This window comes from Paraburkholderia sp. MM5482-R2 (assembly GCF_050436125.1).
Taxonomy (GTDB): Bacteria; Pseudomonadota; Gammaproteobacteria; order Burkholderiales; family Burkholderiaceae; genus Paraburkholderia; species Paraburkholderia tuberum.
The window spans coordinates 3,445,258-3,470,965 of sequence record NZ_JBNDLP010000002.1 but is presented as its reverse complement, the minus strand read 5'-3'; the positions used below and the strand labels follow the sequence as shown (position 1 = coordinate 3,470,965).

At 67.9% G+C, this 25,708-nt stretch carries 20 protein-coding genes and 2 pseudogenes; 15 read left to right on the top strand and 7 right to left on the bottom strand.

What is annotated here, in order from left to right:
- Window position 1: 1 nt before the first annotated feature.
- The 15 genes and pseudogenes from OKW37_RS18765 (at window position 2) to OKW37_RS18695 (ending at window position 15,534) form a co-directional block, all read left to right on the top strand.
- Entirely contained in the window at window positions 2-253 is a 252-nt protein-coding gene (locus OKW37_RS18765; protein ID WP_013090186.1) for an acyl carrier protein, read from the top strand.
- Window positions 253-921 carry a hypothetical protein gene (locus OKW37_RS18760; RefSeq protein ID WP_429404779.1) on the top strand — a complete coding sequence of 223 codons (669 nt, stop codon included), beginning with the start codon at window positions 253-255 and terminating at the stop codon, window positions 919-921. Before OKW37_RS18765 ends, OKW37_RS18760 begins: the two co-directional genes overlap by 1 nt.
- A pseudogene (locus tag OKW37_RS18755) lies at window positions 921-2,616 on the top strand (AMP-binding protein). The gene OKW37_RS18760 and the pseudogene OKW37_RS18755 overlap by 1 nt, the downstream one beginning before the upstream one ends.
- Window positions 2,616-4,340 (top strand): glycosyltransferase family 2 protein, encoded by a 1,725-nt coding sequence (locus OKW37_RS18750; RefSeq protein ID WP_429404783.1) that lies wholly within the window; start codon window positions 2,616-2,618, stop codon window positions 4,338-4,340. Before OKW37_RS18755 ends, OKW37_RS18750 begins: the two are co-directional and overlap by 1 nt.
- Window positions 4,341-4,430: 90 nt before the next feature.
- Window positions 4,431-4,871 (top strand): acyl-CoA thioesterase, encoded by a 441-nt coding sequence (locus OKW37_RS18745; protein WP_429404785.1) that lies wholly within the window; start codon window positions 4,431-4,433, stop codon window positions 4,869-4,871.
- The gene (locus OKW37_RS18740; protein WP_429404787.1) at window positions 4,859-5,587 is read left to right on the top strand and encodes a LolA family protein; all 729 of its coding nucleotides are present in this window, start codon (window positions 4,859-4,861) and stop codon (window positions 5,585-5,587) included. The genes OKW37_RS18745 and OKW37_RS18740 overlap by 13 nt, the downstream gene beginning before the upstream one ends.
- Window positions 5,587-8,046, top strand: a complete 2,460-nt coding sequence (locus OKW37_RS18735; protein ID WP_429404789.1) for an MMPL family transporter — start codon at window positions 5,587-5,589, stop codon at window positions 8,044-8,046. The genes OKW37_RS18740 and OKW37_RS18735 overlap by 1 nt, the downstream gene beginning before the upstream one ends.
- Window positions 8,043-9,229 (top strand): annotated as a pseudogene (locus tag OKW37_RS18730) (beta-ketoacyl-[acyl-carrier-protein] synthase family protein). Before OKW37_RS18735 ends, OKW37_RS18730 begins: the two are co-directional and overlap by 4 nt.
- A gap of 5 nt (window positions 9,230-9,234) precedes the next feature.
- A complete protein-coding gene (locus OKW37_RS18725) occupies window positions 9,235-9,723 on the top strand; it encodes a hotdog family protein (RefSeq protein WP_184068721.1) in 489 nt (162 codons plus the stop codon).
- Entirely contained in the window at window positions 9,720-10,445 is a 726-nt protein-coding gene (locus OKW37_RS18720; RefSeq protein WP_184068719.1) for a 3-ketoacyl-ACP reductase FabG2, read from the top strand. Before OKW37_RS18725 ends, OKW37_RS18720 begins: the two co-directional genes overlap by 4 nt.
- Window positions 10,445-11,671, top strand: a complete 1,227-nt coding sequence (locus tag OKW37_RS18715) for a beta-ketoacyl-ACP synthase (RefSeq protein ID WP_429404793.1) — start codon at window positions 10,445-10,447, stop codon at window positions 11,669-11,671. Before OKW37_RS18720 ends, OKW37_RS18715 begins: the two co-directional genes overlap by 1 nt.
- Window positions 11,668-12,948, top strand: coding sequence for a beta-ketoacyl-[acyl-carrier-protein] synthase family protein (locus OKW37_RS18710; protein WP_429404795.1), 1,281 nt, complete (start codon window positions 11,668-11,670; stop codon window positions 12,946-12,948). Before OKW37_RS18715 ends, OKW37_RS18710 begins: the two co-directional genes overlap by 4 nt.
- Window positions 12,945-14,189: an NAD(P)/FAD-dependent oxidoreductase gene (locus OKW37_RS18705; protein WP_429404796.1), complete on the top strand. Its 1,245-nt coding sequence runs from the start codon at window positions 12,945-12,947 to the stop codon at window positions 14,187-14,189. Before OKW37_RS18710 ends, OKW37_RS18705 begins: the two co-directional genes overlap by 4 nt.
- 146 nt (window positions 14,190-14,335) lie before the next feature.
- On the top strand, window positions 14,336-15,148 hold the full coding sequence (locus OKW37_RS18700) for a hypothetical protein (RefSeq protein WP_429404798.1): 813 nt from the start codon (window positions 14,336-14,338) through the stop codon (window positions 15,146-15,148).
- Window positions 15,149-15,159: 11 nt separating this feature from the next.
- A complete protein-coding gene (locus OKW37_RS18695) occupies window positions 15,160-15,534 on the top strand; it encodes a hypothetical protein (protein WP_184061309.1) in 375 nt (124 codons plus the stop codon).
- An 83-nt stretch (window positions 15,535-15,617) separates the two neighbouring features.
- Here OKW37_RS18695 and guaD read toward each other — a convergent pair whose 3' ends face one another.
- The 7 genes from guaD to OKW37_RS18660 form a co-directional block, all read right to left on the bottom strand.
- Window positions 15,618-16,982: a guanine deaminase gene (gene guaD / locus OKW37_RS18690; protein WP_429404800.1), complete on the bottom strand. Its 1,365-nt coding sequence runs from the start codon at window positions 16,980-16,982 to the stop codon at window positions 15,618-15,620.
- A 165-nt stretch (window positions 16,983-17,147) separates the two neighbouring features.
- The gene (locus OKW37_RS18685; protein ID WP_184027573.1) at window positions 17,148-18,197 is read right to left on the bottom strand and encodes an adenosine deaminase; all 1,050 of its coding nucleotides are present in this window, start codon (window positions 18,195-18,197) and stop codon (window positions 17,148-17,150) included.
- Window positions 18,198-18,244: 47 nt separating this feature from the next.
- Entirely contained in the window at window positions 18,245-19,261 is a 1,017-nt protein-coding gene (gene xdhC / locus OKW37_RS18680) for a xanthine dehydrogenase accessory protein XdhC (RefSeq protein WP_429404803.1), read from the bottom strand.
- Window positions 19,242-21,731 carry a xanthine dehydrogenase molybdopterin binding subunit gene (gene xdhB / locus OKW37_RS18675; RefSeq protein ID WP_429404805.1) on the bottom strand — a complete coding sequence of 830 codons (2,490 nt, stop codon included), beginning with the start codon at window positions 21,729-21,731 and terminating at the stop codon, window positions 19,242-19,244. Before xdhB ends, xdhC begins: the two co-directional genes overlap by 20 nt.
- The gene (gene xdhA, locus OKW37_RS18670) at window positions 21,731-23,269 is read right to left on the bottom strand and encodes a xanthine dehydrogenase small subunit (protein ID WP_429404807.1); all 1,539 of its coding nucleotides are present in this window, start codon (window positions 23,267-23,269) and stop codon (window positions 21,731-21,733) included. Before xdhA ends, xdhB begins: the two co-directional genes overlap by 1 nt.
- 385 nt (window positions 23,270-23,654) lie before the next feature.
- The gene (locus tag OKW37_RS18665; protein ID WP_429404809.1) at window positions 23,655-24,164 is read right to left on the bottom strand and encodes a disulfide bond formation protein B; all 510 of its coding nucleotides are present in this window, start codon (window positions 24,162-24,164) and stop codon (window positions 23,655-23,657) included.
- 128 nt (window positions 24,165-24,292) lie between these two features.
- Window positions 24,293-25,672: an amidase gene (locus OKW37_RS18660; protein WP_184061316.1), complete on the bottom strand. Its 1,380-nt coding sequence runs from the start codon at window positions 25,670-25,672 to the stop codon at window positions 24,293-24,295.
- Between the last annotated feature and the right edge of the window lie 36 nt (window positions 25,673-25,708).

The following is a 25,708-nucleotide window of genomic DNA, read 5'->3' as shown; positions in this document are numbered from 1 at the left end:
CGTGACCGAGACTGAGATTCTTGAGCGCATCCGCGCGATCTTTCAGGAAAACTTCGCGATCGAGCCGCAGCGTGTGACGCCCGACGCTCACCTGTTCGAAGACCTCGATCTCGACAGCATCGACGCGGTCGATCTCGCGATCAAGCTGCAGGAGATGACCGGCCGCCGCATCAAGCCGGAGAACTTCAAATCCGTGCGCACGGTCGGCGACGTGATCGGCGCGGTCGAATCGCTGCTCGCGGCGCAAGGCTGATGCCGGTCGCGCACCCGCGCAAGCAGATGTCGCAGCCACGTCCCGCCGCAAGCGAATCCGGCGCTCGGCCTCACTGGAGCAGGACCGTCCTGCAGGTGCTGCTGAAACTCGCTTACCCGGCGCTGATCTTGTGCGCATGGCGCTGGGACGCGCCGCGTCTCGTCGGCGGCATGCTGCTGGTGACTTTATGGCTGCAGCGCTGGGCCGGTGGCGGTCCGGTTGCGATGTCGCTGCGGCGGCTTTCCACGCTCGACTGGAGCGTGGTGGCGATGCTGAGCTGCGCATCGGCGACCATCGTCGTCACCGATAGCGAGCTGCTGCTGCGCTTCTATCCGTCGCTCGTCAATCTCGGTTTGCTGATCGCGTTCGGCGCGACGCTCGTGCGCGGGCCGTCGATGATCGAAAAATTCGCGCGCCTCGGCAGTCCCGATCTGCCGCCGGGTGCGGTGCGCTATACGCGGCGCGTGACCCAGGTCTGGTGCGTTTTCTTCGTGCTGAACGGCGCGTTTTCCGTCTACACCGCGCTCTATTGGAGCCGCGCGGCCTGGTCGCTGTACAACGGCGCGATCGCCTATGGACTGATCGGCGCGCTGCTGGCGGGCGAATACGTATGGCGACGTCTGTTCGTGCTGCCGCGCGCCGCGCGAGCGGATTCGGAGGCCGCCTGATGCTCGCGCTGCATGATCTGTTGTCGGCCGATGCCGCGCTTGCGACGTCCGCCGCACCGGTGTGCCGCGATGGCGCCGTGCTGCTCGATCGCGCGGCGTTTCGCGCGCGCGTCGAGGGCTTGATCGAGCTCGTGCGAATGCCCGACGCGCGGCGCTGCGCGCTCTGCATCGACGATCCGTTCGAGTTCGCCTGCGCATTGTTCGCGCTGTTCGCGTGCGGCAAGGAGCCGGTGATTCCGGCCAATGCAACGCCGGGCTATCTCGCCGATCTCGCGCACGCCTACGACTTCCTGCTGACGGATGCGGATCTGCCGCCGTTCGTCGCAGCGACGCATCGCACGGCTCACACCGCCCACCCGATCGACGCCCATGCGCCGATGACGCTCTACACATCCGGCAGCAGCGGCACGCCGAAGCCGATCCGCAAGACGCTCGCGCAATTCAACGCCGAAGTCCACACGCTCGAGCGGCAATGGGGCGCATTGCTCGGCGACGCGACGATGCTCGCGAGCGTGCCGCATCACCACATCTACGGTTTGCTGTTTCGCGTGTTGTGGCCGCTCGCGGCCGGCCGCGCCTTCGATCGCGCGATCGGCGGCGAGCCGCTGCAACTGCAGGCGCGCATCGCGCAATGCGGCGCGACGGCGGTGGTGTCGACTCCCGCGCAGCTGTCGCGTTGGCCCGCGTTGCCGGGCTTCGCCGCGCTTACGCCCGCGCCGCGCGCGTTCTTTTCGTCGGGTGGCCCGCTCGCGGCCGACGCCGCGCAGGCCTATGCGGCGAGCTACGGCGCGGCGCCGCTCGAAATCTACGGCAGCACGGAAACCGGCGGGATCGCGTGGCGGCGTCAGGATCAGGGCGACGCGTGGCAGCCGGTCGCCGGCGCCGAGGTGCGCCGCGACGACGACGGCGCGCTGTGCGTGCGCTCGCCGCATCTCGACCACGACGGCTGGCATCGCACCGGCGATCGCATCGCGTTCGATGCCGACGGGCGCTTCCGCTTGCAAGGGCGCCTCGACCGCGTGCTGAAGCTCGGCGGCAAGCGCGTCTCGCTGCCGGAACTCGAGGCGCGTCTCGCGCTGCATCCGTATGTCGCGCAGGCGGCGCTGGTGCCGCTCATAGGCGCGTCGCGCGAACGCGTCGGCGCGGTGGTCGCGCTGACCGAAGCGGGCGGCGCTGCGTTGTGCGACGAAGGCCGCGTCGCGCTGGCGAAAACGCTGCGCCGGCATCTGGCCGATTACTTCGATGCGGTCGTGCTGCCGCGTCATTGGCGTTTTCGCGTGAGCCTGCCATTCGACGCGCGCGGCAAGCTGCCCGCGAGCGCGGTTGCGGCCGCGTTCGCGCCGCTCGCCGAGGGCATGGAAGTGCTCGCCGAAACGCGCGTCGGCGACACGCTGCACTACGTGCTGCGCGTGCCGCAGTCACTCCAGCATTTCGCCGGCCACTTTCCGGGTCTGCCGATTCTGCCGGGTGTCGTGCAGGTCGACTGGGCAGCGCGGCTCGCGGCGGGGCATTGGCCGCGCGTGCGAGAGGTGGCATCGGGTCGACCGCCTGAAGTTCATGGCGCCGGTGTCGCCCGGTGCGGTGCTCGAGCTCACGCTCGCCTATGATGCCGCGCGCCGGCGCGTGCAGTTCGCGTACCGGCTCGACGGACGCGAATGCGCGTCGGGCTTGCTCGTGCATCGGGAGCACGCGTGATGACGTTCGCGCCCTGCATCGTCATTCCGATCTACAACCACAAGGACGCGATCGGAGCGAGCGTCGCGCATCTCGCGGTGCACGGCCTGCCGATCTTCGTCGTCGACGACGGCAGCGACGCGCCGACCCAGCGGGTACTCGCCGCGCTCGCCCTGCAATACGCGCAGCAGATGACGCTGCTGCGTCTGCCCGCAAACGGCGGCAAGGGCGCGGCAGTAATGGCGGGCCTGCGCGCGGCGCGCGCCGCGGGCTATACGCACGCGCTGCAGATCGACGCCGACGGCCAGCACGATGCGACCGACGTGCCGCGCTTCATCGATGCCGCGCGCGCCGAACCCGGCACGGTGATTCTCGGCCGTCCGGTCTACGACGACAGCGTGCCGAAGGCACGTCTGTACGGCCGCTATCTGACCCACGTGTGGGTGTGGATCGAGACGCTGTCGCTGACGATTCGCGATTCGATGTGCGGCTTTCGTCTGTATCCGCTCGCGCTCGCGTGCGAGCTGATCGACAGCGTGCGACTGCCCACGCGCATGGACTTCGACATCGAGATCCTCGTGCGTCTCTACTGGCGCCGCGCCGCGTTCCGCTCGGTCCCGACACGCGTGACCTACGCGGCCGACGGCGTGTCGCATTTCGACGTGCTGTGGGACAACGTGCGAATCAGCCGCAGCCATACGCGGCTCGTGTTCGGGATGCTGTGGCGTCTGCCGATGCTGCTCGCGCACAAGCTGATGCCGCGCCGCGGCGCGCTGGCCGACGCCGCCGATGAAGCCCGGCCCGAAGCATGGTGGCGCATCGCCGAACGCGGCAGTCGCCTCGGCATGAGCCTGCTCGCGCTGAGCTGCAAGCTGTTCGGCCGCCGCTTCACCGCGCTGTGGCTGCATCCGGTCGTCGCGTATTTTCTGCTGACGGGCCGCGCGGCGCGCGCCGCGTCGGACAACTACTTCGCGCATCTGAGCGCGGTCGCGCCGTCGGCGGATACGCCGCGCCCGGGCTGGCTGTCCGCGTATCGCCATATGCTCGCGTTCGCGCAATCGGGCTTCGACAAGCTCGCCGCATGGACCGGCCGCGTCGACGACACCGACGTCACGTTCGACGATCCTGCGGCGTTCGAAGCACTGATCGCGAGCGGCAAGGGCGCGCTCGTGATCGGCGCGCACCTCGGCAACCTGGAGATGATGCGCGCGCTCGCCATCCGCGGCGAACACGCGAAGGTCACGGCGGTCGTCTACACCGGGCACGCGCGCCGCTTCAATGAGGTGCTGGCGTCGTCGAATCGCGACTTCGCGCGGCATCTGCTCGAAGTCGGCGACTTCGGTCCCGAGACGGCGGTGCTGATGCAGCAGCGCATCGATGCGGGCGAACTGCTGGTGATCGTCGGCGATCGGGTGCCGGCGCGCGAGGCGGGACGCACCACCGACGCGCAATTTCTCGGCGCGAGCGCGCCGTTCGCGCAAGGACCCTACGTGCTCGCGCATGCGCTCGGCTGTCCGGTCTACCTGTTCTTCTGCCTGAAGGAACGCGACGGTTACCGCATGTATTTCGAGCCGTTCGCCGAGCGCATCGAGCTGCCGCGCCGCGAACGCGCGCAGCATCTGGCAGCGTGGGCGCAACGCTACGCGCTGCGCCTCGAACACTACTGCCGCAAGGCCCCTTACCAATGGTTCAATTTCTTCGATTTCTGGGCCAGCCCCGAGCGAGGCGCAAATGGCCGACCATGATCTGAACGATGTACGGCACCTACGCGCTGTTACGAGTGCCGCGGCGCATGTGGATGCCGGTGCCGCTGCCGATCGCCAAGGAGTCAACGCATGAGCGAGCCCGCGAAAACGCAGCACGTGCTCGCCGCGAGCGCGACCGTCGAAGTGCCGTTTCACGACGTCGACGCGATGAACGTGTGCTGGCATGGCAATTATCTGAAGTACTTCGAGTTGGGCCGCGCGGCCCTGTTGCGCGCGTTCGACTACGACTATCGCGAGATGCGATCGTCCGGCTATCTGTGGCCGATCGTCGAGGCGCATCTGAAGTACGTGCGGGCCGCCGTGTACGGACAGAAGATCGAGGTGCGCGCGCAACTGCTCGAATACGAAAACCGCCTGAAAATAGGCTATGAAATCGTCGATTGCGCATCGGGCGCGCGGCTCACGAAGGGCTATACGATCCAGGTCGCCGTCGATGCCGCCACCGAGGAATTGCAGTTCGTGTCGCCGCCGGTCGTATTCGAAAAGCTGGGACGCGTATGGGGACGGTGAACCGGTGCGGGCTGGGAGCGCTCGTGTCGCGGCCGGCGGGGGCGATCGTCGCAATAGGGGCGCTTGCCTTGGCAGCGGCGTCGGCCGATGCGGCCACCGCCAGCAATACGGCTCCAGCCGCCAACGCCGCCAGCAACGCCAACGCCGCCAGCAACGCCAACGCCGCGCTCGTCTCGCAGATCGCCGCGCATCTCGCGCAGCCCAAGGGCGTGCGCGCGCAATTCACGCAGACGCAGACGCTTGCCGCGATGAAGCAGCCGCTCGTCAGCAACGGCACCTTGCTGTTCTTCCGCGAGCGCGGCGTGATCTGGCGGATCGACACGCCGTACAAGGCCACCTACGTGATCACCGACGCAGGCGTCGCGCAGCTCGACGCCAGCGGCCACCGCGTGAGCACGCAAAGCGCGCAGGGCAGCCGCGGCGTCGCGCAAGTGTCGAAGATGATGCGCGCGATGCTCGGCGGCGATCTGTCGGCGCTGTACTCGCAGTTCGACGTGAGCGCCGAAGGCAGCGCCGCGCAATGGCGCATGCGACTCACGCCGAATCAACCGCAGCTCGCGCAATCGATCAAGGGCCTCGACATGAGCGGCGGCGATTATCTGCAAAACCTGCGCATCACGCTCGCGAACGGCGATGTGACGAAGCTCGAGTTCGCGAACAGCGCGGCCGTTGCCGAGCCGACGCCGGACGAGCGCAGCCTGTTCGGAGCGCCGTGATGGACATGCCGCAGCAGCGAACCGCGAAACATGCGTGGGGCGTGCGCGCCGCATGGCTCGTGCTCGCGCTGCTGGCGTCGCTGTATTGCGGCTGGCGCTTCGCCGGAGCGTCGCCGCTCGAAACCAATCTGCTCGCGCTGCTGCCCGCGACCGAAGCGGACCCGGTCGCCGAGAAAGCGGTCGACACGCTCGCGAGCGCGCTCGGCGATCGCACCGTGCTGCTCGTCACGAGCCGCGACGATGCGCACGCGAAAGCGGCCGCGAAGCAACTGGGCGCGTCGCTGCGAAAGAGCGGCGCATTCGCATCGGTGACGGCCGAACTGCCGCCGTTCGACCTGTCGCAGATCTCGGCGCTGTATCTGCCATACCGCTTCGGCCTGCTCGCGCCGGCCGATCGCACCGCGCTCGCGACCGCGCGCGCGACGACGCTGCACGACATGCTCGCGCAGCGCATCTACAGCCCGCTGCAAGGCGGCCTCAGTACGCAACTCGCCGACGATCCATTCGGCTGGCTCGAACGCTGGCTCGGCAATCTGCCGCTCGCGACGTCGAATCTCGAAGTCGAGGACAACCTGCTGGTGTCGCATCGTCACGACGCGCATGGCGACATGACCAGCGTGCTGGTCATCGCGACCCTGCCGGGCTCCGCCTACGAAACGAAGACGCAGCGCGCGGTACACGCCGCGCTCGCCAATGCGGAAAGCGGATTGCGTCAGACGTTCCCCGACGTATCGGTTGCACGCACGGGCGCCGTGTTCTACGCCGAGGCCGCGCGCAGCGCTTCCGAACGCGAGGTGCACGTGATTGGCATCGCGTCGCTCGCCGGCATCGCGCTGCTGATGATGTGGGTGTTCCGCTCGCCGCGTCTGTTGCTGCTCGGCTTCGTATCGACCGCGCTCGGCATCGTCTGCGCGCTCGCGGCGACGCTGCTGATCTTCGGCAAGCTGCATCTGTTGACGCTCGTGTTCGGCGCGAGCCTGATCGGCGAGGCCGTCGATTACTCGATCCAGTATTTCGTCGTCTATCTCGGCGCGGGCCGCGACTGGGATGCGCGGCTCGGCGCGCGGAGGGTACGGCCCGCGCTGGGCGTTGCGCTGGCGACGAGCCTGCTCGGCTACGCGATCCTGATGTGGGTGCCGTTCCCCGCGTTGAAGCAGATCGCGTGCTTCGCGATGGTGGGCATTACGACCGCGTTCGCGTCGGTGCTGTGGCTGCTGCCCGCGCTGCTCACGCGCGCGCCGAAGCACAGCCCTCGGCGCCTGTTCGCGGGCGCGGCGCGGCTGCTCGCGCGCTGGCAGCATGCGCTCGGCGGCAAGCGCGCTTGGCTGGTCGCCGCGCTGCTGCTGATCGCGTCGGTGCCCGGCTGGCTGCGTCTGAGCAGCGACGACGACATCCATCTGCTGATCCAGCGCGATGCGTCGCTGGCCGCGCAGGAAGACACGGTGCGCGAGGCGGTCGGCGTCGATAACAGCGCGCAGTTTTTCGTCGTGCGCGGCGCGACCCAGGAAGCGGTGCTGCAACGCGCCGAAGCGCTCGGTGCGAAGCTCGATGCGCTGAACGGCAGCGCCGATAGCGTCGGCGGCTACCAGTCGGTCGCGCAGTTCGTGCCGTCCGCGCAACGTCAGCGCGAGGATCGCGCGCTGCTCGCGCAGCATGTGTTCGGCGACTTTGCCGCGTTGCGTGCGACGCTGCTGCAAGCAGGCTTCAAGGACGAAGTCGCCGATGCGTGGCTCGCCGGCTTCGCCAAGCCGCCCGCGCCGCTGACCGTCGAGCGCTGGCTCGCGGCGCCGTGGTCGCAGCCGTATCGGCATCTGTGGCTCGGCGCGGTGGGATCGAACGACAAGAATCGGGCTCATCAACCTGGCTACGCGGCCGTCGTGATCCCGCAAGGCGTGACGCCGCGCAACGAGCCCGCGCTGATCGCGCTCGCGCGCGGCCTGCCCGGCGTCGTGTTCGTCGATAAGGCCGCGAGCGTGTCGAGGCTGTTCGGCGCGTATCGCGTGGATAGCGGCTGGTGGCTCGGCGGCGCGCTCGTGCTCGTGTGCGTGCTGCTGATGCTGCGCTATGGGGCGCGCGGGGGTATCGCCACGACCTTGCCCGTGCTGTTCGCGGTCGGCGTCGCGCTGGCGGTGTTCGGCTACGCGGGCGTGCCGCTCAATCTGTTCAACTGGCTCGCGCTGATGCTGGTGCTTGGCGTCGGCGCAAACTATGCGGTGTTCCTGCGCGAAGGCTGCGCGCGCGCAGAGGCCGATCTCGGCGCGGTGTGGACCGGCGTGCTGCTGTCGGCGGCGACCACGTTGTTGTCGTTCGGCATGCTCGGCGTGAGCGCGATGCCCGCGCTCAAAAGCTTCGGCACCACGCTCGCGCTCGGCATCGCGGTGGCGGTGCTGCTCGCGCCTCTCGGCATGCCATCGGCAGCGCGCTCGGGCAAGTCATCGGAACCACGGAGGGCGGCATGAAAGCGCCAACAGTTTATTTGCACGCGCTAGGCATGATCAACGCGCTCGGCGGCGACGTCGACGAGATCGCGCCGGCGCTCGCCGCCGCGCGCTCGCCCGGCATGGGCAATGTGCATACCGGCATCGGCGACGCGTTCGTCGGCAGCGTGCTCGCGCCGCTCGATCTCGCGCCGCGCGCCGACCTTGCGCGCTACGACTGCCGCAACAACCGGCTGCTGCTCGCGGCGCTCGCGCAGATCGCGCCCGCGCTCGAAGCCGCGCGCGAGCGCTACGGCCCGCAGCGCATCGGCGTCGTGCTCGGCACCAGCACGTCGGGCATCGAGGCGGCCGAAACCGCGTTCGTCTATCACGCACGAGCCGGCGCGTTGCCGGCCAATTTCAACTATCGGCAGATGGAAATCGGCACCGCCGCGCCGTTCGCTGCCGCCGCGCTCGGCGTGCACGGGCCGGCGTTTACGATTTCGACCGCGTGTACGTCGAGCGCGAAGGCGTTCGCGTCGGCGCGTCGGCTGCTGCAATTGCAGCTATGCGATGCGGTTGTCGTCGGTGGTGTCGATTCGCTATGCGAATTGACGGTGCAGGGCTTTGCGTCGCTCGAATCGACCAGCAGCGCGCGCACCAATCCGATGAGCCGCAATCGCCGCGGCATCAACGTCGGCGAGGGCGCGGCCGTGTTCCTGATGAGCCGCGACGAAGCGGCGGTGCGGCTCGCGGGCCTCGGCGAATCGAGCGACGCGCATCATATTTCGGCGCCGGACCCGCAGGGCGTCGGGGGCGAACTCGCGCTTCGCGAAGCGCTCGCGGACGCGGGCATCGCGGCCTCGGCGGTCGGCTATGTGAATCTGCACGCGACCGCCACGCAGAAGAACGACGAAATGGAAGCGCGTCTGATGGCGCGCGTGTTCCCCGGCGGCGCGTCGCCGCGAGCGGCACCAAGCCGTTGACCGGCCACCTGCTCGGCGCGGCCGGCGCGACCGAACTCGGCTTCGCGTGGCTCACGCTCGCGCGCGAAAACGCGCCGCTGCCGCCGCATCTATGGGACGGCGAGGCCGATCCCGCGCTGCCCGCGCTCGATCTCGTCGCGGGCGCGCGCCATCTGCCGCGCGGCACGGGCACGCAGTACGCAATGAGCAATTCGTTCGCGTTCGGCGGCAGCAATGTCAGCCTGATTCTCGCCAGGTAAAGCGCATGACGACTCCGCCACTCACTGTCGAGCAACTCGTGCGTCAGCCGATCGAAGCGATCATCCCGCATCGCGGCAGCATGCTGCTGCTCGATGCGATCGACACGTTCGCCGACACCACGCTGAGCGCCATCGCCAACGTCGACCCGCACGCATGGTATGCCGACGCCGCCGGCGCGATGCCCGCGTGGATCGGCATCGAGCTGATGGCGCAGGCGATCGCCGCGCACATCGCGCTCGTCGCGATGCGCGGCGGCGGCCACGCGCGTCCCGGCGTGCTGCTCGGCTCGCGCAGCTATCAGGCGTTGCAGCCGGTGTTCCAAAGCGGCGCGCGTTTGCGCGTTCACGTGAGCGAGCTGCTGCGCAGCGACGCAGGCCACAGTGCCTACGAATGCACGATCGACGACGGCGACGCGCGCTGTGCCGAAGCGGTGATCAAGGTGTTTCAACCGCCCGATTTCCAGTCATTCATCGAAGGGAGTATGAGTTCATGAGCCGGCGAGTTCTCGTTACCGGCGCAAGCCGCGGCATCGGCCGCGCGATTGCGTACAAGTTGGCCGCCGACGGTTTCGCCGTGACCGTGCATTGCCGCACCGGACGCAGCGAAGCCGACGCGGTCGCGACGGGCATCGCCGCGCAGGGCGGCACGGCGCGCGTGCTGCAATTCGACGTGCGCGAGCGCGCCGCGTGCCGCGAGGCGCTCGAAGCCGACGTCGCCGCGCACGGTCCTTACTACGGCATCGTGTGCAGCGCGGGTGTCACGCGCGACGCGGCGTTTCCGGCGCTCACCGGAGAAGACTGGGACGTCGTGATCGAAACCGGCCTCGATGCCTTCTACAACGTCGTGCATCCGCTGACGATGCCGATGGTGCGCGCGCGCCAAGGCGGCCGTATCGTCACGATCGCGTCGGTGTCGGGCGTGATGGGCAATCGCGGCCAGGTCAATTACAGCGCCGCGAAAGCGGGACTGATCGGCGCGACCAAGGCGCTCGCGGTCGAACTCGCGTCGCGCAACATCACCGTCAATTGCGTCGCGCCGGGGTTGATCGAAACCGGCATGCTCGAACAGGTGACGCTCGATCACGCGCTGAAGACCGTGCCGATGAACCGTGTCGGCCAGCCGGCCGAGGTCGCGTCGGTGGTGAGCTTTCTGATGTCGGATGGCGCGTCGTATGTGACGCGCCAGGTGATCGGCGTGAACGGCGGGATGGTCTGATGAAGCGCGTCGTCATCACCGGCATGGGCGGCGTGACCGCGTTCGGCGATAGCTGGGACGCGGTTCAAGCGCGCCTGAAGCGCGGCGAGAACGCGGTGCGGCGCATGTCCGAGTGGGATTACTTCGAGTCGCTGCATACGCGGCTCGCGTGTCCGCTGCCCGGGTTCACGATCCCCGCGCATTACCCGCGCAAGAGAGTGCGTTCGATGGGCCCGGTGTCGCTGTACTCGGTGCGCGCGAGCGAACTCGCGCTCGCCGACGCGGGTCTCGCCGACGACACGAGCATCGCGGATGGCCGCATGGGCGTCGCGTACGGTTCGTCGTCGGGCTCGGTGCAGCCGATCCGCGCGTTCGGCACGATGCTCGAAACCGGCTTGATGAGCGACGTCACGTCGAACAGCTACGTGCAGATGATGCCGCACACGACGGCCGTCAACGTGAGCCTGTTCTGGGACCTCAAAGGCCGCATCATCCCGACCTCGTGCGCGTGCGCGTCGGGCAGCCAGGCGATCGGCTATGCGTACGAGGCGATCCAGTCCGGCAAACAGACGCTGATGCTCGCGGGCGGCGCGGAAGAGCTGTCGGGTCCCGCGGTCGCCGTGTTCGACACGCTGTACGCGACCAGCACGCGCAACGACGAGCCGCATCTGACGCCGCGTCCGTTCGATGCCGCGCGCGACGGCCTCGTGGTCGGCGAGGGCGCGGCGACGCTCGTCCTCGAAGAATACGAGCATGCGCTGGCGCGCGGCGCGCGGATTCACGCGGAAGTGGTCGGCTTCGGCTGCAATTCGGACGGCGCGCACATGACGCAACCCACCGCCGACACGATGGCGCTCGCGATGCAACTCGCGCTGCGCGACGCGCAATTGCCGCCCGAAGCGATTGCCTACGTGAACGCGCACGGTACGTCGACCGACCGCGGCGACATCGCCGAAAGCCATGCGACCGCGCAGACCTTCGGCGCTCGCATGCCGATCAGCTCGCTGAAAAGCTATGTGGGCCATACGCTAGGCGCGTGCGGCGCGATCGAGGCGTGGTGGACGATCGAGATGATGAAGCGCAACTGGTACGTGCCCACCCTGAATCTCGACCACCTCGATCCGGCTTGCGCGCCGCTGGATTACATCGTCGGCGGCGCGCGCGAGATCGACGCCGAGTACGTGATGAGCAACAACTTCGCGTTCGGCGGCATCAACACGTCGCTGATTTTCCGGCGCGTTCGATGAGCACAGGCCTGCAACGCGTGGTCGTGACCGGCATGGGCATCGTGTCGTGTCTCGGCAATACGCTCGACCAGGTCTGCGCGGCGTTGCGCGCGGGGCACTCGCGAATCGAGCGTATCGATGCGTGGCGCGAGCGCGGATTTGCATCGCAAGTCGCGGGCGTGGCGTCGGTCGCGCACGAGGCGCCGTTCGAGCGCAAGCTCGAACGCTTCATGGGCGACACCGCGCGCTTTGCGTGCCACGCGGCGCGACGCGCGATCGACGATGCAAGGCTCGACCTCGCTTCATTGCAGTCGCCGCGCGCGGGTGTCGTGATCGGCTCGGGCGTCGGCACGATGGCGAGCTACGACGCGGCGCTCGCGATCGCGCACACGCGCGGCGTCGACAAGGTGCCGCCGTTCACGGTGCCGCATACGATGAGCAGCACCGCGTCGGCGAACGTCGCGCAGATGTTCGGGCTCGAAGGCGTCAGCTATTCGCCGTCATCGGCATGCACGACGTCGGCGCTCGCGATCGGGCAGGCGATGCAGCTGATCCAGAACGGCCGCCAGCAGATCGTGCTCGCGGGCGGCAGCGAAGCGCTGCACGACAACACGACGCTGATGTTCGACGCGATGGGCGCGCTGTCGCGCCGCTTCAACGACACGCCCCACAGTGCATCGCGGCCGTACGACACGCAGCGCGACGGTTTCGTGATCGCGTCGGGCGGCGGCGTGCTCGTGCTCGAAGCGCTCGACCATGCGCTCGCGCGCGGCGCGCGCATCTACGCGGAGCTGAGCGGCTTCGGCGATTGCACCGATCGCGCGGGCATGGTCGCGCCGCGTGCAGCCGGCATCGCGCGCGCGATGCGTGGCGCGCTCGAGCAGGCGGGCCGGCGTCCCGACTACGTGAACACGCATGCGCCGTCCACACCGCTCGGCGATCTCGAAGAGCTGCACGCGTTGCGCGACGTGTTCGGTGCATCGGCGCAAGGGTTGCCCGCGTTTTCGTCGACCAAGGGCATGACCGGGCATTCGCTCGGCGCGTGCGGCGCGCACGAAGCGATCTATACGCTGTTGATGATGCGCGACGGCTTCATCGCGGCGACCGCGCTGGTCGATACGCCGGAGCCGCAAGTGCGGGACATGCCGCTCGTGCGCTTGCCGCGCGACGCGCGCATCGACACGGCGATGTCCGTTTCTTTCGGGTTCGGCGGGAGTTGCGCGAGCCTGATGTTCGAAGCGTGGCGAGGCTCGCATACGGCGCGGCAACGCACGCAAACCGTTGGAGGGGTGATTTGAACAGCGATTCTTCAAAGCGGACCGTGGTCGACGTCGCGATCATCGGCGCGGGTCCCGCCGGCGCGGTGGCCGCCGCGCTGCTGCGTAAGGCGGGCCGCTCGGTGCTGGTGCTGGAGCGTCAGCACTTTCCGCGCTTCTCGATCGGCGAGAGCCTGTTGCCGCAAAGCATGGCGTACCTCGAGGAGGCCGGCATGCTGCAGGCCGTCGTCGAGGCGGGCTTCCAGTACAAGAACGGCGCGCACTTCGTATATCGCGACCAGAGCTCGTCGTTCGATTTTCGTGACAAGCATTCGCCGGGCTGGGGCACCACGTACCAGGTCGAGCGCGCGCTGTTCGACGACGTGCTGATTCGCTGCGCGGCCGCGCAGGGTGCCGAGGTGCGGTTCGGCCACACCGTGAGCGCGGTGCGCACGGGCGCGGCACCGGTGCTCGACGTCGTCGATGAAAGTGCCGGCGCGTATCGGGTCGAAGCGCGTTTCGTGCTCGATGCGAGCGGCTTCGGGCGCGTGCTGCCGCGCCTGCTGAAGCTGGAGGCGCCGACGCGCATGCCGACGCGCGCCGCATTGTTCACGCACGTGCGCGACGGCCTCGCGCTCGACGACATCGATCGCAACAAGATCTGCATCGCGACGCATCCCGAGCGTCGCGACGTGTGGTTCTGGATGATTCCGCTCGCGGGCGGCCGTTGTTCGGTGGGATGTGTCGCCGAGGCGAATTTTCTCGAGGTGCCCGAAACGCAGTGCGAGGCGACGCTGCGCGCGCTGATCCGGCAGGAGCCGACGCTGAACCGGCTGATCGGGCAGGCGCCGTTCCTGATGCCGGTGCGGCAGATCGGCGGCTACGCGGCGAGTGTCGCGAGTCTGCACGGGCCGGGCTATGCGCTGCTCGGCAATGCGGGCGAGTTTCTCGATCCGGTGTTTTCCTCGGGCGTGACGATCGCGCTGCGCTCCGCGCATATGGCGGCGCGCGCGCTGAACCGGCAGCTCGACGGCGCGACGGTCAACTGGTCAGCCGACTACGACGTGCCGTTGCGCAAGGGCATCGATACGTTCCGCGCATTCGTCGAGCGCTGGTACACGGGCGAGCTGCAGGACATCATCTACTACCCGGAACAGGTGACGCCGATCCGCCGCATGATCAGCGCGGTGCTCGCCGGTTACGCGTGGGACGAGTCGAATCCGTATGTCGCGGATCCGGTGCGGCGCCTCAACGCGTTGCACGAGGTGTGCAAGGCGGGCTGAGGCGGGCCGGCGCTTTGGGCGTGTCCCAGGGATCGAGGGCAGTTGAGGTTTTGGGCTGTCGCCCATATACGGACGACCCCGAGCACGGTATCTATCTGGATGCTGCCAATCCGGGCAGCAACTTCAAATAGATCGTCGACACGCCTATGTCCTTGTCCGTATTTGAAATGCACTCCGTGGAGCTGCGCTGTCAAAGGCCCCTTGGTGCCTGTTATGTCATCTGCGATGAGCGGCACTACAAGGCGTGCCTCGGAAGGGCCGCAGACCTTCAGAAGGCCAAGGCGGAGACCCAGGAATTTCTCAGTATTGTCAGATTGAATCAGCGAAAGTGGGAGGAGGACCTAACGCTGGTCAGGCGTCTCATTGATCGTCAGTTGCTGGCGTTTGATGGTGTGCGAAACTGGAACCCCAACACCGATGGCTGGTGGATCATTAATGCGCTTCTCGACGATCTGCGCAGAGGTGCTCGTCTTGCCATTAAAGGCCCTCGGGCTGACCTGTTTCCATCCCCCCACAGCACGCCGTTGAGCAATCTCGGGGCGAGGGCCGTCGGTCTCCCGAACGGGGAACCCATGCTGTCCGGCCGGGCTGATCCAGCCACCCGGCAAACCGGGCTGATCGCTCCACGCGCAGCCACGGCAGCCAGCAACAGCGACGGCGATCTGGCCCACGATGCGGGCGCCTCAACGCTGCTCGGCGATGCCCAGCCGTTTGCATACTACGCTAACGACTTGTCGGGGGATTCGACGAAACTGGCTGGAATCCCGTTTGAGGGTATGCCCAACGCGTGGGTTGAGAACGTGCCGGGGAAAAAGAAGCAATGGCGGATGTACGGTTCACAAGGCACCCCGACCGTTGATATTGACTTCGACAACCATCATGGCCAGCCAAATCCGCACGCCCACAACTGGGACGACCAGGGCCGCGATCACGGCTGGCCGGTCTCCATACCTCCATAGGACAAGCCACCATGACCATCACAGATGCACTGGAACAGTTCGGCGGTTTTCATGACTGGTACCTGGATGCGATTGCGACCAGCAAGGAAGGTGGCGCCAATACACCAAACGTACTAACACTTGGGTTGTACGATGAGAGCCGGCGCGCGACCGTTACCTTTCTTGGAGTGACGCGAGCAAGCATCATTGATGGTGGATTGTTGAACATCGTCAATTCGATTGAGGTGTTGAAACCCGGTGATGAGGCATACGCCGCGGCAATCGAGGTACTCAAGAAATCCGCGCATTTTGGAAAGCGCCGTGCCGACCATATCGCATACGTTTTCTCAACAGTTGGCGCTGAGATTGCCGTCGAATTTGAGACGCTCGAAATTGACACTGAATAGCCAATTTGTGAGCACTCGCGGACCAAGACGCGCACTAGCGTTTCGTCTGCAACTGGGGCGTCTCAACCGAAGCTGGTGTCATGTCAAGCCGCGATCTTCGCGCGTCCCGGCACGCGCTGGCGCGCGTCGTCGCGGCGATGCACGCACTTGCCGGCCGCATACGTTTCATACACGGCGCGATCGTCACCGAGCAGCGCGAACGCGAACAGCAGCTCCTCGAGCGATTCGCGCCGCGCGGTGCGGCGCGCGAGCAGCGGCGTCGCCTGCGGATCGAGCACGACGAAGTCCGCTTCCGAGCCGTCCCTCAGCGTGCCGATCTTGTCGCCGAGATCGAGCGCTTCGGCCGCGCCGGCGGTCGCGAGATAGAACATGCGCGTCGCCGTCAGATGATGGCCGCCGAGGCGCGCAACCTTGTGCGCTTCGTTCATCGTCTGCAGCATCGAGAACGACGTGCCGCCGCCGACGTCGGTCGCGAGCGCGATCGGCATGCCGGCCGAGTCGGCCTTGTCGAAGTCGAACAGGCCGCTGCCGAGGAACAGGTTCGAGGTCGGACAGTGCGAGGCGAGCGCGCCGGTTTGCGCCATGCGCTTGCGGTCCTCGTCGTCGAGGTAGATGCAATGGCCGTACACCGCGCGACGGCGCAAGAGCCCATAGTGATCGTAGATGTCGAGATAGCTGCGGTGGCCGGGGAACAGCTCGGCGACCCATTTCACCTCGTCGGTGTTCTCGGCCACGTGGCTCTGAACGAACACGTCCGGATGCAGCCGCGCGAGCGCGCCGCATGCTTCGAGCTGCGCCTCGGTCGAGGTCGGCGCGAAGCGCGGCGTCAGCGCGTACATCTGGCGGCCGCGATCGTGCCAGCGGCCGATCAGCTCGGCGCTGTCGTCGTAGCCCGATTGCGCGGTGTCGCGCAGGAACGCGGGGCAGTGGCGGTCCATCAGCACCTTGCCAGCGACCATGCGCAGATTGCGCGCTTCGCTCTCGGCGAAGAGGGCGTCGGCGGATTCCTTGTGGACCGTGCAGTACACGAGCGCGGTCGTCGTGCCGCAGGCGAGCAGTTCGTCGAGAAAAAAGCTCGCCGTGTCGCGGGCGTGCGCGATGTCGGCGAAGCGGCGCTCGGTTGGGAACGTGTACGTGTCGAGCCACGGCAGCAGACCCGGCGCCGGCGACGCGATCATGTCGGTCTGCGGATAGTGGATGTGGGTATCGATGAAGCCCGGCAGGATCAGCTTGTCGCGCCGCTCCACGACCTGCGTGCCGGGCGCGAGCCGCGACGCGAGCGCCGCATACGCGTCCGCCGCGACGACGCGGCCGTCTTCCACGATCAGGAGACCGTCCTCGTGAAACACCACGGCGTTCGGCGCGTGCGCCGGATCGCCGTTGAAGGTCAGCAGAGGGGCGCGGAATGCCGCTTGCGCCGCTTGCGCGGTATGAGCCGATTCAGTCATGGAAAAGCTGTCTCCGAATGTTGAAAGCTGGGCGGCGCAGGCAGCGGCAGCGGCTTCCCGGTTCGGGTCGTTGCCGTTTGCCCGAACGAAGCGAAGCCGCCGGCCGCCGGCGTCGGTCGAGGCCTGTCAGTTGAAATCCGTCGGCGCGCGGCTCAGTGCCGCCACTCAGTGCCGCCAATACGCGTCGAGCTTACCGATCAGCATGGCGCGTTCCTCGGGCGTCACGAACGACGCCTCGAAGCCGTTGCGGATGATCGTGTAGACCTCGGCGTCGTCGAGCTTCAGCGCGTCGATCGTCGCCAGATAGTTCGCGTTCACGTAGCCGCCGAAATAGGCCGGATCGTCGGAATTGACGGTCACCGCGACGCCGCGATCGAGCAGGTCTTTCAGCGTGTGCCTGGTCAGGTCGTCGAACACGCACAGCTTCAGGTTCGACAGCGGGCACACGGTCAGCGCGACGCGCGTATCGGCGAGACGCGTGACGAGCGCGGGGTCCTCGATGCTGCGCACGCCGTGATCGACGCGGTCGACCTTCAGCACGTCGAGCGCCTCGTAGATGTAGGACGGCGGGCCTTCCTCGCCCGCATGCGCGACGAGCTTCAGACCGAGCGCGCGCGCCTTCGCGAACACGCGCTCGAACTTCGACGGCGGATGACCGCGTTCCGACGAATCGAGCCCCACGCCGATCAGCCGATGCTCGTACTGCTCGAACAGCGGCAGCGCTTCGTCGAAGGTGGCGAGCGCATCGTCCTCGGACAGATGGCGCAGGAAACACAGGATCAGCTTGCTCGACATGCCGCGCTTCTCCGCGTCGGCGAGCGCGCGTTCGATGCCGGCCACGACGGTCGCGATCCGCACGCCGCGCTCGGTATGCGTCTGCGGGTCGAAGAAGATTTCGCTATGCACGACGTTGTCGGCGAGACAGCGCTCGACGTAGGCCATCGTCATGTCGTAAAAGTCCTGCTCGTGCAGCAGCACGCTCGCGCCCGCGTAGTAGATGTCGAGGAACGATTGCAGGTCGGTGAACGCATAGGCGGCGCGCAAGGCTTCCACCGAGTCGTAGGCGAGCTTCACGCCGTTGCGTTGCGCGAGCGCGAAAATCAGCTCGGGTTCGAGCGAGCCTTCGATGTGGATATGCAGCTCGGCCTTCGGTGCGCGCGCGGTTTTGTCGGCGAGCGTAACGGAGGAAACAGGGGTAGCGGTTGTCGGGTTCATCGTGGTTTGGAATTGTGTGTTGGGTAACGAGTGGCGCCGGCCGCGTATCAAACCGCCTGCGTCGGGTGGCGCGCACCCGCGTTCGCCTCGACGGCCTGCAACACCTGCGCGGCCGCCGAGATCGCGATGACCTCGGGCGACTTGTCGACGATGCCGTCGACGCCGAGCGGACATTTCATCCGCGCGATCCGCGCCGGATCGATGCCGCGAGCCGCGAGCCGATGCTCGAACTGCTTGCGCTTGGTATGCGAGCCGATCATGCCGAAGAACGCGAAGTCGCCGCGCCGCAGGATGCGTTCGGCCAGTTCGAGATCGCGCGCGTGGTTGTGCGTCATCACCACGAAGTACGTGTTCGGCGCGGCCTGATCGATCGCCTCGTCGGGTGCGTCGTTCGCGTCGATCCTCACGTTCGGCGCGTGCAGCGCATCGAGCGACGGAAACTGCGCGTCGCGCTCGTCGACCCAGCGCACCGTGCAAGGCAGTGTCGCCAGCACGCGCACGAGCGCCGCGCCGACGTGACCGGCGCCGAACAGCACGACGGCGAATTCGCCCGGCGCGATGGTTTCGGTCAGGAGCGCGCTGCTGTCGTCGAAACCGGCGCCGTCCCACAGCAGACAGTCGGCGCCGTCGATGCCGGGCTCGGGTTCGGACAGCATCACCGCATCCGGCGCGGGGCCGAATGATACGCTGCGCACCGTCGATTGCCCCGCCGCGAGGCGCTTGGCGAGCGACGTGAGCCAGCCGAGATCGCCGACGTCGAGCCGCTCGAACGCGAGGATCACGGCGCCGCCGCAGCACTGGCCGAGGCTCGGCCCCAGCGCGAAGCGTTCGAGCCGCCGCATGTGGGGCGCGCGCATGCCGTCGCGCAGCACCTGGCGCGCGGTCTCGATCGCCTTCCATTCGAGGTGGCCGCCGCCAATCGTATGCCTGGCCGCCTCGCGCGTGACGAGCATCTTCGTGCCGGCTTCGCGCGGCGCCGAACCTTCGACGCGCGCGACCGTCACCAGCACGGCGGCGTCGCCATGCGCGAGCAGATGTTGCAGGTCAGTGAGCCAGGCTTGCATCCGGCGATTCTCCGTGGGGGGCCGCGTGGGGCGTTTCCGCGGCGGGTTGCGTGTTTGTGTCGGTGCCATCGGGGTGCGCGGCGGCTTCGGTCGGATCTGCGGTCTGCGACGCGTTCATCGCATTCAAAGCGTCCAGCGCATCGAGTATCGCCTCGGGCGTCGCCGGCGCGCGCAACGGCGGAGCATGTCGCGCGCCCGGCACTGCGGCCGCGATCGCGTCGCGAATCGCGAGAAACACCGAAAACGGCAGCAGCAACGGCGGCTCGCCGACCGCCTTCGAGCGGAACACGGTCGGCTCGGCGTTGCTGTTGTCGTAGAGCCGAACGTGGAACGCGGCGGGCGTGTCGCTGACCGCGGGAATCTTGTACGTCGACGGCGCGTGCGTCATCAGGCGGCCGTCGCGGCTCCACCATAGCTCTTCAGTGGTGAGCCAGCCCATGCCCTGAATGAAGCCGCCTTCGATCTGGCCGAGATCGATCGCCGGATTGATCGACTGGCCCGCGTCGTGCAGCAAGTCCGCGCGCAGGAGCTTCCACTCGCCGGTCAGCGTATCGACGACGACCTCCGACACCGCCGCACCATACGCGAAGTAATAGAACGGATGACCGGTCAGCGACTTCGCATCCCAATGCACTTTCGGCGTCGCGTAGAAGCCGTCCGACCACAACTGCACGCGCGCGAGATACGCGGCGTTGACGATCTGTTCGAACGGCAGCGCGCCGCCGTTCACCGACACGCTGCCGCGCGCGAACTGCACGTCGTTGGCGTCGCCACCGAGCTGGCGCGCCGCGAGTTCCGCGAGCCGCGCGCGGATCGTCCGCGCGGCGGCTTCGGCGGCCATGCCGTTCAGGTCGCTGCCGGTCGAGGCCGCGGTGGCCGACGTGTTGGCGATCTTCGAGGTATCCGTCGCGGTCACCCGGACGCGCGCGAACGGCAAGCCGAACTGATTCGCGACCACCTGCGCAACTTTCGTGTTGAGCCCCTGGCCCATCTCGGTGCCGCCGTGATTGACGAGCACGGAGCCGTCCTTGTACACGTGCACGAGCGCGCCGGCCTGATTCAGGAACGGCACGTTGAACGAGATGCCGAACTTGACCGGCGAAAACGCGAGGCCGCGTTTGAGCACGGGACTCTTCGCATTGAATTCGGCGAGTGCCGCGCGACGCGCGCGGTAGTCACTCGAATCTAGCAGCGCGTCGGTCAGCGGCGCGATGATGTTGTCTTCGACGCGTTGTCCGTACGGCGTCGTATCGCGTTCGCCGACGCCGTAGTAATTCGCGAGCCGCACGTCGAGCGGATCGAGCCGCAGCTCGCGCGCGATGCCGTCGAGCAGCACCTCCATCACGAGCGCGCCTTGCGGTCCGCCGAAGCCGCGAAACGCGGTGTTCGACTGCGTATTGGTCTTGCAGCACAGCGCGACGATATCGACGTCGGACAGGTAGTACGCGTTGTCGACGTGGCACACCGCGCGCGTCGCGACCGCGCCGGACAGATCCGCGGAATAGCCGGCGCGCAATGCGATTTCGACGCGCACGCCGCTGAGACGCCCGCTGTCGTCGAAGCCCGCATCGTACTCGTAGACTGCATCGTGGCGCTTGCCGGTGATCAGAAAGTCGTCGTCGCGATCGGCGCGCAGCTTGACCGGGCGACGCAGGCGTTGCGCCGCAAGCGCGGCCACGCACGCGAACAGCGCCGATTGCGATTCCTTGCCGCCGAAGCCGCCGCCCATGCGCCGGCATTCGCAGACGACGTTATGCGCGGGCCAGTCGAGCATGTGCGCGACGACCTGCTGCATCTCGCTCGGATGCTGCGTCGAGCTGTAGACGAGCATGCCGTCCATTTCCTTCGGCACCGCATAGGCGATCTGGCCTTCGAGATAGAACTGCTCCTGGCCGCCGACCTCGAACCTCCCGGCCAGTCGATGCGGCGCGGCGGCGATCTTCGCGTCGGGGTCGCCGCGGCGCAGATGCAGTGGCGGCAGCACGAACTGCTTCGTGGCTTTCGCATCGGCGACGGTGAGGATCGCGTCGAGCGGCTCGTAGCGGATCACGTCGTCGCTTTTCGCGAGCGCGGCGGCGCGACGTGCGAGTTCGTGGCTCTCGGCGATCACCGCGAAGACCGGCTGGCCCAGATAGAGCACTTCGCCGTCGGCGAGGATCGGATCGTCGTGCAGCACCGGGCCGCAATTGTTTTCGCCGGGGATATCGTCGGCGCTCAGCACCGCGATCACGCCGGGCGCGTTTCTCACCGCGTCGAGATCCATCGACACGATGCGCGCATGCGCATGGCGCGACAGGCCGAGCGCCGCGTGCAGCGTGCCGTGCAGCTCGGCGATGTCGTCCGTGTAGGTCGCTTCGCCGCTCACGTGCAGCGCGGCGGATTCGTGCGGCAGCGGTACGCCGATCGACGCGTCCTCGCGTTGATCGGCACGCGCGCCCGCGGGTTCGATAAAGGCATCGGTCCGGTTCATCACGGCGACTCCTTCACGACGATTGCGTTGGCCTCGAACGCGAACGCGTTCACGTCGCAGAGCGCGAGCGGCGCGTCGTCACGCGTTTCGAGGTAGAAGCGCCACAGCAGATTGCGCGCGACCCTCAGCCGATACGCGCTCGACGCGCGCATGTCGGTGAGCGGCTGATAGTCGGCGGTGAGCGCGTCCATCGCGCGACGGGCCGTCGGTTCGTTCCACGCCGCGCCGTTGAGCGCGGCTTCGGCATGCGCGGCCCGCTTCGGCGTCGCCGCCATGCCGCCGAACGCGACCCGCGCCGCGCGGATCGTGCCATCTTCCGCGACGTGCAGCGCAAACGCCGCGCACACCGCCGAGATGTCCTGGTCGTAACGCTTCGCCACCTTGTAGGTGCGAAACCGCAGCGCGCCGGCCGGGCGAGGCACGCGCAGCGCGCTGACGAATTCGCCTTCCGCGAGCGCGGTCTTCTGATAGCCGAGGTAGAACGCGTCGAGCGGCACGGTGCGGGTCGTGCGATCGCAGCGCAACTCGACGTCGGCGCCGAGCGCGAGCAGTGCCGGCATCGAGTCGCCGATCGGCGAGCCGTTCGCGACGTTGCCGCCGAGCGTGCCCGCATTGCGGATCGGCAGCGATGCGAAGCGCGTCCATAGTTCGGCGAGTTCGGGGTAGTCGGCGGTGAGCGCCGCGTACGCGTCCTCGAGCGTGACCGCCGCACCGATGGTCAGCGTTTGCGCGTCGCGCGCGATCGTCTTCAGTTCCGCGACGTTGCCGGTGTACAGCAGATCGCCGAGATCGCGGAACTGCTTGGTGACCCACAAGCCGACGTCGGTGCTGCCCGCGACGATGCGCGCGTCCGGATGCTGCGCGCGCAGCGTCGCAAACGCGTCGAGCGTGAGCGGGGCGTGGAAGGTGGGCGAGCCGAAGGCGGCGCCGCGGGTGCCGGGCGCGCTGTATTCGAACGTGTCTTCGCGTTGCAGTGTGCGCAGCGTGGCCGCGATCGCGTCGCGGTCGAGCGCGACGCGCGGATGCTGCGCGTAGTCGAACATCTTCTGCGCGGCGTCGATGATCGGCCGGTAGCCCGTGCAGCGGCACAGATTGCCGGACAGCGCGGCGTCGATTTCATGGCGGGTCGGCAGGCCGGCGCTGACGGGCTGGTTCTCGTAGAGCGCCCACATCGACATGACGAAGCCGGGTGTGCAGAAGCCGCATTGCGAACCGTGGCAGTCGACCAACGCCTGCTGCACCGGATGCAGCGCGCCGTTCGCGGCGCGCAGGTCTTCGACGGTGAAGAGGGCGCGGCCGTAGAGTGTCGGCAGGAACTGGATGCAGGCGTTGACCGCCTTCAACGTGAGGTCGCCGCGCGCATCGAGTTCGCCGATCACGACCGTGCATGCGCCGCAGTCGCCTTCCGCGCAGCCTTCCTTGGTGCCGGTGCAGCGCAAGTCCTCGCGCAGGTGCTGCAGCACGGTGCGCGTCGCCGGCACGCCCGCGACCTCGCGGACGGACCCCTGATGGTAGAAGCGGATGGTTTGCGTTGTCATGGCGAATCGGAAGACAGTGCGGACCGGGCGCGCGTTACGCATGGGGTCGCAAAAAGCCGGCCTCGCGCACGTAGATCGCCATCCATACCCGAAGATAGCACTACCCCGGCCCGAAAATATTTCCCGTGTCGCATGAAGCTCATGCGGCGGCGGTCATGATCCGGGTACGATTCGCGCCGAGGCGAGAAGTTGCGTGCGTGGAGCGGGGACCGACAGGAACGGCGCGCGATCGCGGAACGTCGCGCAGAAAAAACGCCGGACTTCGGTGCCCGGCATGGACAACACGAAGTCCGGCGTCATTGGCGATGCGAATCGGTAAGCGCCCTGGCGGCGAGTTCGGCGCTTCAGACGGCGTTCGAAGCTCGCTCGGCCAAGTTGCCCGCCGTCAGGAGACCCGATGGCGATTGCGCACCAGGCTCAGCACCAGCGCGACGAACGCGACGATAAACGCGACGCCCGACCACATCGGCAGCGTCAGCCCGAGAAGCGGTGGATAGGCGGTTTCGCACAGGCCCGCAACCTTGAACACGCTCGGCAGCCAGTGCGCGGGGGGCAGGCTGTCGACCACCGGTTGCAGTGCGTCGAAGCCGCAGCTGAAGCCAGGATTCGCCTGGATGTACACATGGCGCGCCGCGGTCGCGATGCCGGCGAGCGCCGACAGCGCCGCCATCACTTCGAGCAGGCGCACGCCGCGCCAGTGCCTGAAGCTCGCGCCGAGGAACGCGAAGATCGCGATCAGCAGGAAGAAATAGCGCTGGATGATGCACAGCGGACACGGGTCTTCGCGCAGGCCGAACTGCAGATACAACGCACCGCCCACGAGGGCGAGGCAGATCAGGCCGAGCAGAACCAGCAGGGTGCGCTCGCGGCGCAGCATTGCGGAGTCGTTATTCATGGATCTTCGATTGGTCTGGAGACGAAAGGGCGGGTGCCCGCGATTCTAGCGCGAACCTTGGCCGCGCCACTTATTGCCTGAACATTGGCGCGGCGGCGACCGCGCCGGGCGGCCAACCCCGGCGCGCTTTACCGGATCGCTTTCAGCACTGCCTCGGCCGCGCGGCCGATCGCGAGCAGCGCGTCGTCGGCGTGCGGTGCGCCCGCCAGCATCAGGCCGACCGGCGCGTCGCCGCGCAGATGGCACGGCAGCGACAGCGCGCAGCTATCGAGGAAGTTGAACGCGCTCGGATTGCGCAGGATCAGCGCATTGGTGCGGCCGAACGCGTCGTCGTCGTTGAGCAGGTCGGCGAGGCGCGGCGGCACGACCGGCACGGTCGGCGCGACGAGCGCGTCGAAACGCTGCCACAGCGTGCGCGCGGCTTCGTCGAGCATCGCGTTGCGCTCGGCGACGAGGTCCAGATAATCGACCGCGCTGGCCGGCTGCCCCTTCATGATGCGCACGAGCACGCGCGGATCGTACTGTTCGCGATGCTTGTCGAGCAGCGGACGATGCCACGCATACGCCTCGATCGACGAAAAGCCGAAGCGGTTGATCTCCGGCAGCCGGTCGAGCGGCGCGAAGCGCACCTCGCTGACGATCGCGCCGGCCGCCTCCAGATGCTTGAGCGCGGTATCGATCGCGCGCGCGACTTCGGGCTCGACGCCGTCGGTCACGAAATTGGTCAGCACGCCGAGGCGCACGCCTTCGAGCGGCCGCGCGGCCGGGATGCGCGGCTCGAGCCCGGCGAGCATCCGGTCGACCAGCGCGCAGCATGCGACCGACACGCCGATCGGCCCGAACGAATCGAGCGTCGACGACAGCGGCACGCCGCCCTGCTTCGGGATGCGCGCGGCGGTCGGCTTGAAGCCGGTCAGCCCGCACAAGGCGGCCGGGATGCGGATCGAGCCGCCGGTGTCGGTGCCGAGCGCGACCGCGGCCATGCCGTCGGCGACCGACGCGGCCGCGCCCGACGACGAGCCGCCCGAAATCCGCTCGTCGCCCTTCACGCCGCGCCGGTACGGCGACAGCGGATGGCCGTAGTGCGGATTCAGGCCGAGTCCGGAAAACGCGAACTCGCTCATGTTGGTCCGCCCCACGATCACGGCGCCGGCCCGCTTCAGACGTGCGACCGCGACCGCGTCGGCCTTCGCGGCGGGCGCGTCGGCGAGCACGACGGAGCCCGCGCGGGTCGGCTGGCCTTCGATGTCGAACAGGTCCTTGACCGACACGGGAATCCCGGCGAGCGGCGAGAGCACGGTGCCGGCCGCGCGCAGGCGGTCGTGCGCGTCGGCGGCGGCGCGCGCGGCGTCGGTGTCGACGTGCATGAAGACGGCGGCGCCCTGGCCAGCCGGATCGGCGATTCGGTCCAGCGCGGTTTCGACGAGCGCGCGGCTCGTCGTGCGGCCGGCGGCGAGATCGGCGGCAAGCTGGGCAAGCGGCGGGAAAGGGGCGAATTCAGTGGCCATGATGTCGGTAGAAATCCGGTTGAGCGCAGCGCGGGC

Excerpts from the sequence above, each read along its gene's own strand:
- OKW37_RS18760 (WP_429404779.1), top strand. The coding sequence starts at position 253 with ATGCCGGTCGCGCACCCGCGCAAGCAGATGTCGCAGCCACGTCCCGCC.
- OKW37_RS18750 (WP_429404783.1), top strand. The coding sequence starts at position 2,616 with ATGACGTTCGCGCCCTGCATCGTCATTCCGATCTACAACCACAAGGAC.
- OKW37_RS18745 (WP_429404785.1), top strand. The coding sequence starts at position 4,431 with ATGAGCGAGCCCGCGAAAACGCAGCACGTGCTCGCCGCGAGCGCGACC.
- OKW37_RS18740 (WP_429404787.1), top strand. The coding sequence starts at position 4,859 with ATGGGGACGGTGAACCGGTGCGGGCTGGGAGCGCTCGTGTCGCGGCCG.
- OKW37_RS18735 (WP_429404789.1), top strand. The coding sequence starts at position 5,587 with ATGGACATGCCGCAGCAGCGAACCGCGAAACATGCGTGGGGCGTGCGC.
- OKW37_RS18725 (WP_184068721.1), top strand. The coding sequence starts at position 9,235 with ATGACGACTCCGCCACTCACTGTCGAGCAACTCGTGCGTCAGCCGATC.
- OKW37_RS18720 (WP_184068719.1), top strand. The coding sequence starts at position 9,720 with ATGAGCCGGCGAGTTCTCGTTACCGGCGCAAGCCGCGGCATCGGCCGC.
- OKW37_RS18715 (WP_429404793.1), top strand. The coding sequence starts at position 10,445 with ATGAAGCGCGTCGTCATCACCGGCATGGGCGGCGTGACCGCGTTCGGC.
- OKW37_RS18710 (WP_429404795.1), top strand. The coding sequence starts at position 11,668 with ATGAGCACAGGCCTGCAACGCGTGGTCGTGACCGGCATGGGCATCGTG.
- OKW37_RS18700 (WP_429404798.1), top strand. The coding sequence starts at position 14,336 with ATGTCCTTGTCCGTATTTGAAATGCACTCCGTGGAGCTGCGCTGTCAA.
- OKW37_RS18695 (WP_184061309.1), top strand. The coding sequence starts at position 15,160 with ATGACCATCACAGATGCACTGGAACAGTTCGGCGGTTTTCATGACTGG.
- guaD (WP_429404800.1), bottom strand. The coding sequence starts at position 16,982 with ATGACTGAATCGGCTCATACCGCGCAAGCGGCGCAAGCGGCATTCCGC.
- OKW37_RS18685 (WP_184027573.1), bottom strand. The coding sequence starts at position 18,197 with ATGAACCCGACAACCGCTACCCCTGTTTCCTCCGTTACGCTCGCCGAC.
- xdhC (WP_429404803.1), bottom strand. The coding sequence starts at position 19,261 with ATGCAAGCCTGGCTCACTGACCTGCAACATCTGCTCGCGCATGGCGAC.
- xdhB (WP_429404805.1), bottom strand. The coding sequence starts at position 21,731 with ATGAACCGGACCGATGCCTTTATCGAACCCGCGGGCGCGCGTGCCGAT.
- xdhA (WP_429404807.1), bottom strand. The coding sequence starts at position 23,269 with ATGACAACGCAAACCATCCGCTTCTACCATCAGGGGTCCGTCCGCGAG.
- OKW37_RS18665 (WP_429404809.1), bottom strand. The coding sequence starts at position 24,164 with ATGAATAACGACTCCGCAATGCTGCGCCGCGAGCGCACCCTGCTGGTT.
- OKW37_RS18660 (WP_184061316.1), bottom strand. The coding sequence starts at position 25,672 with ATGGCCACTGAATTCGCCCCTTTCCCGCCGCTTGCCCAGCTTGCCGCC.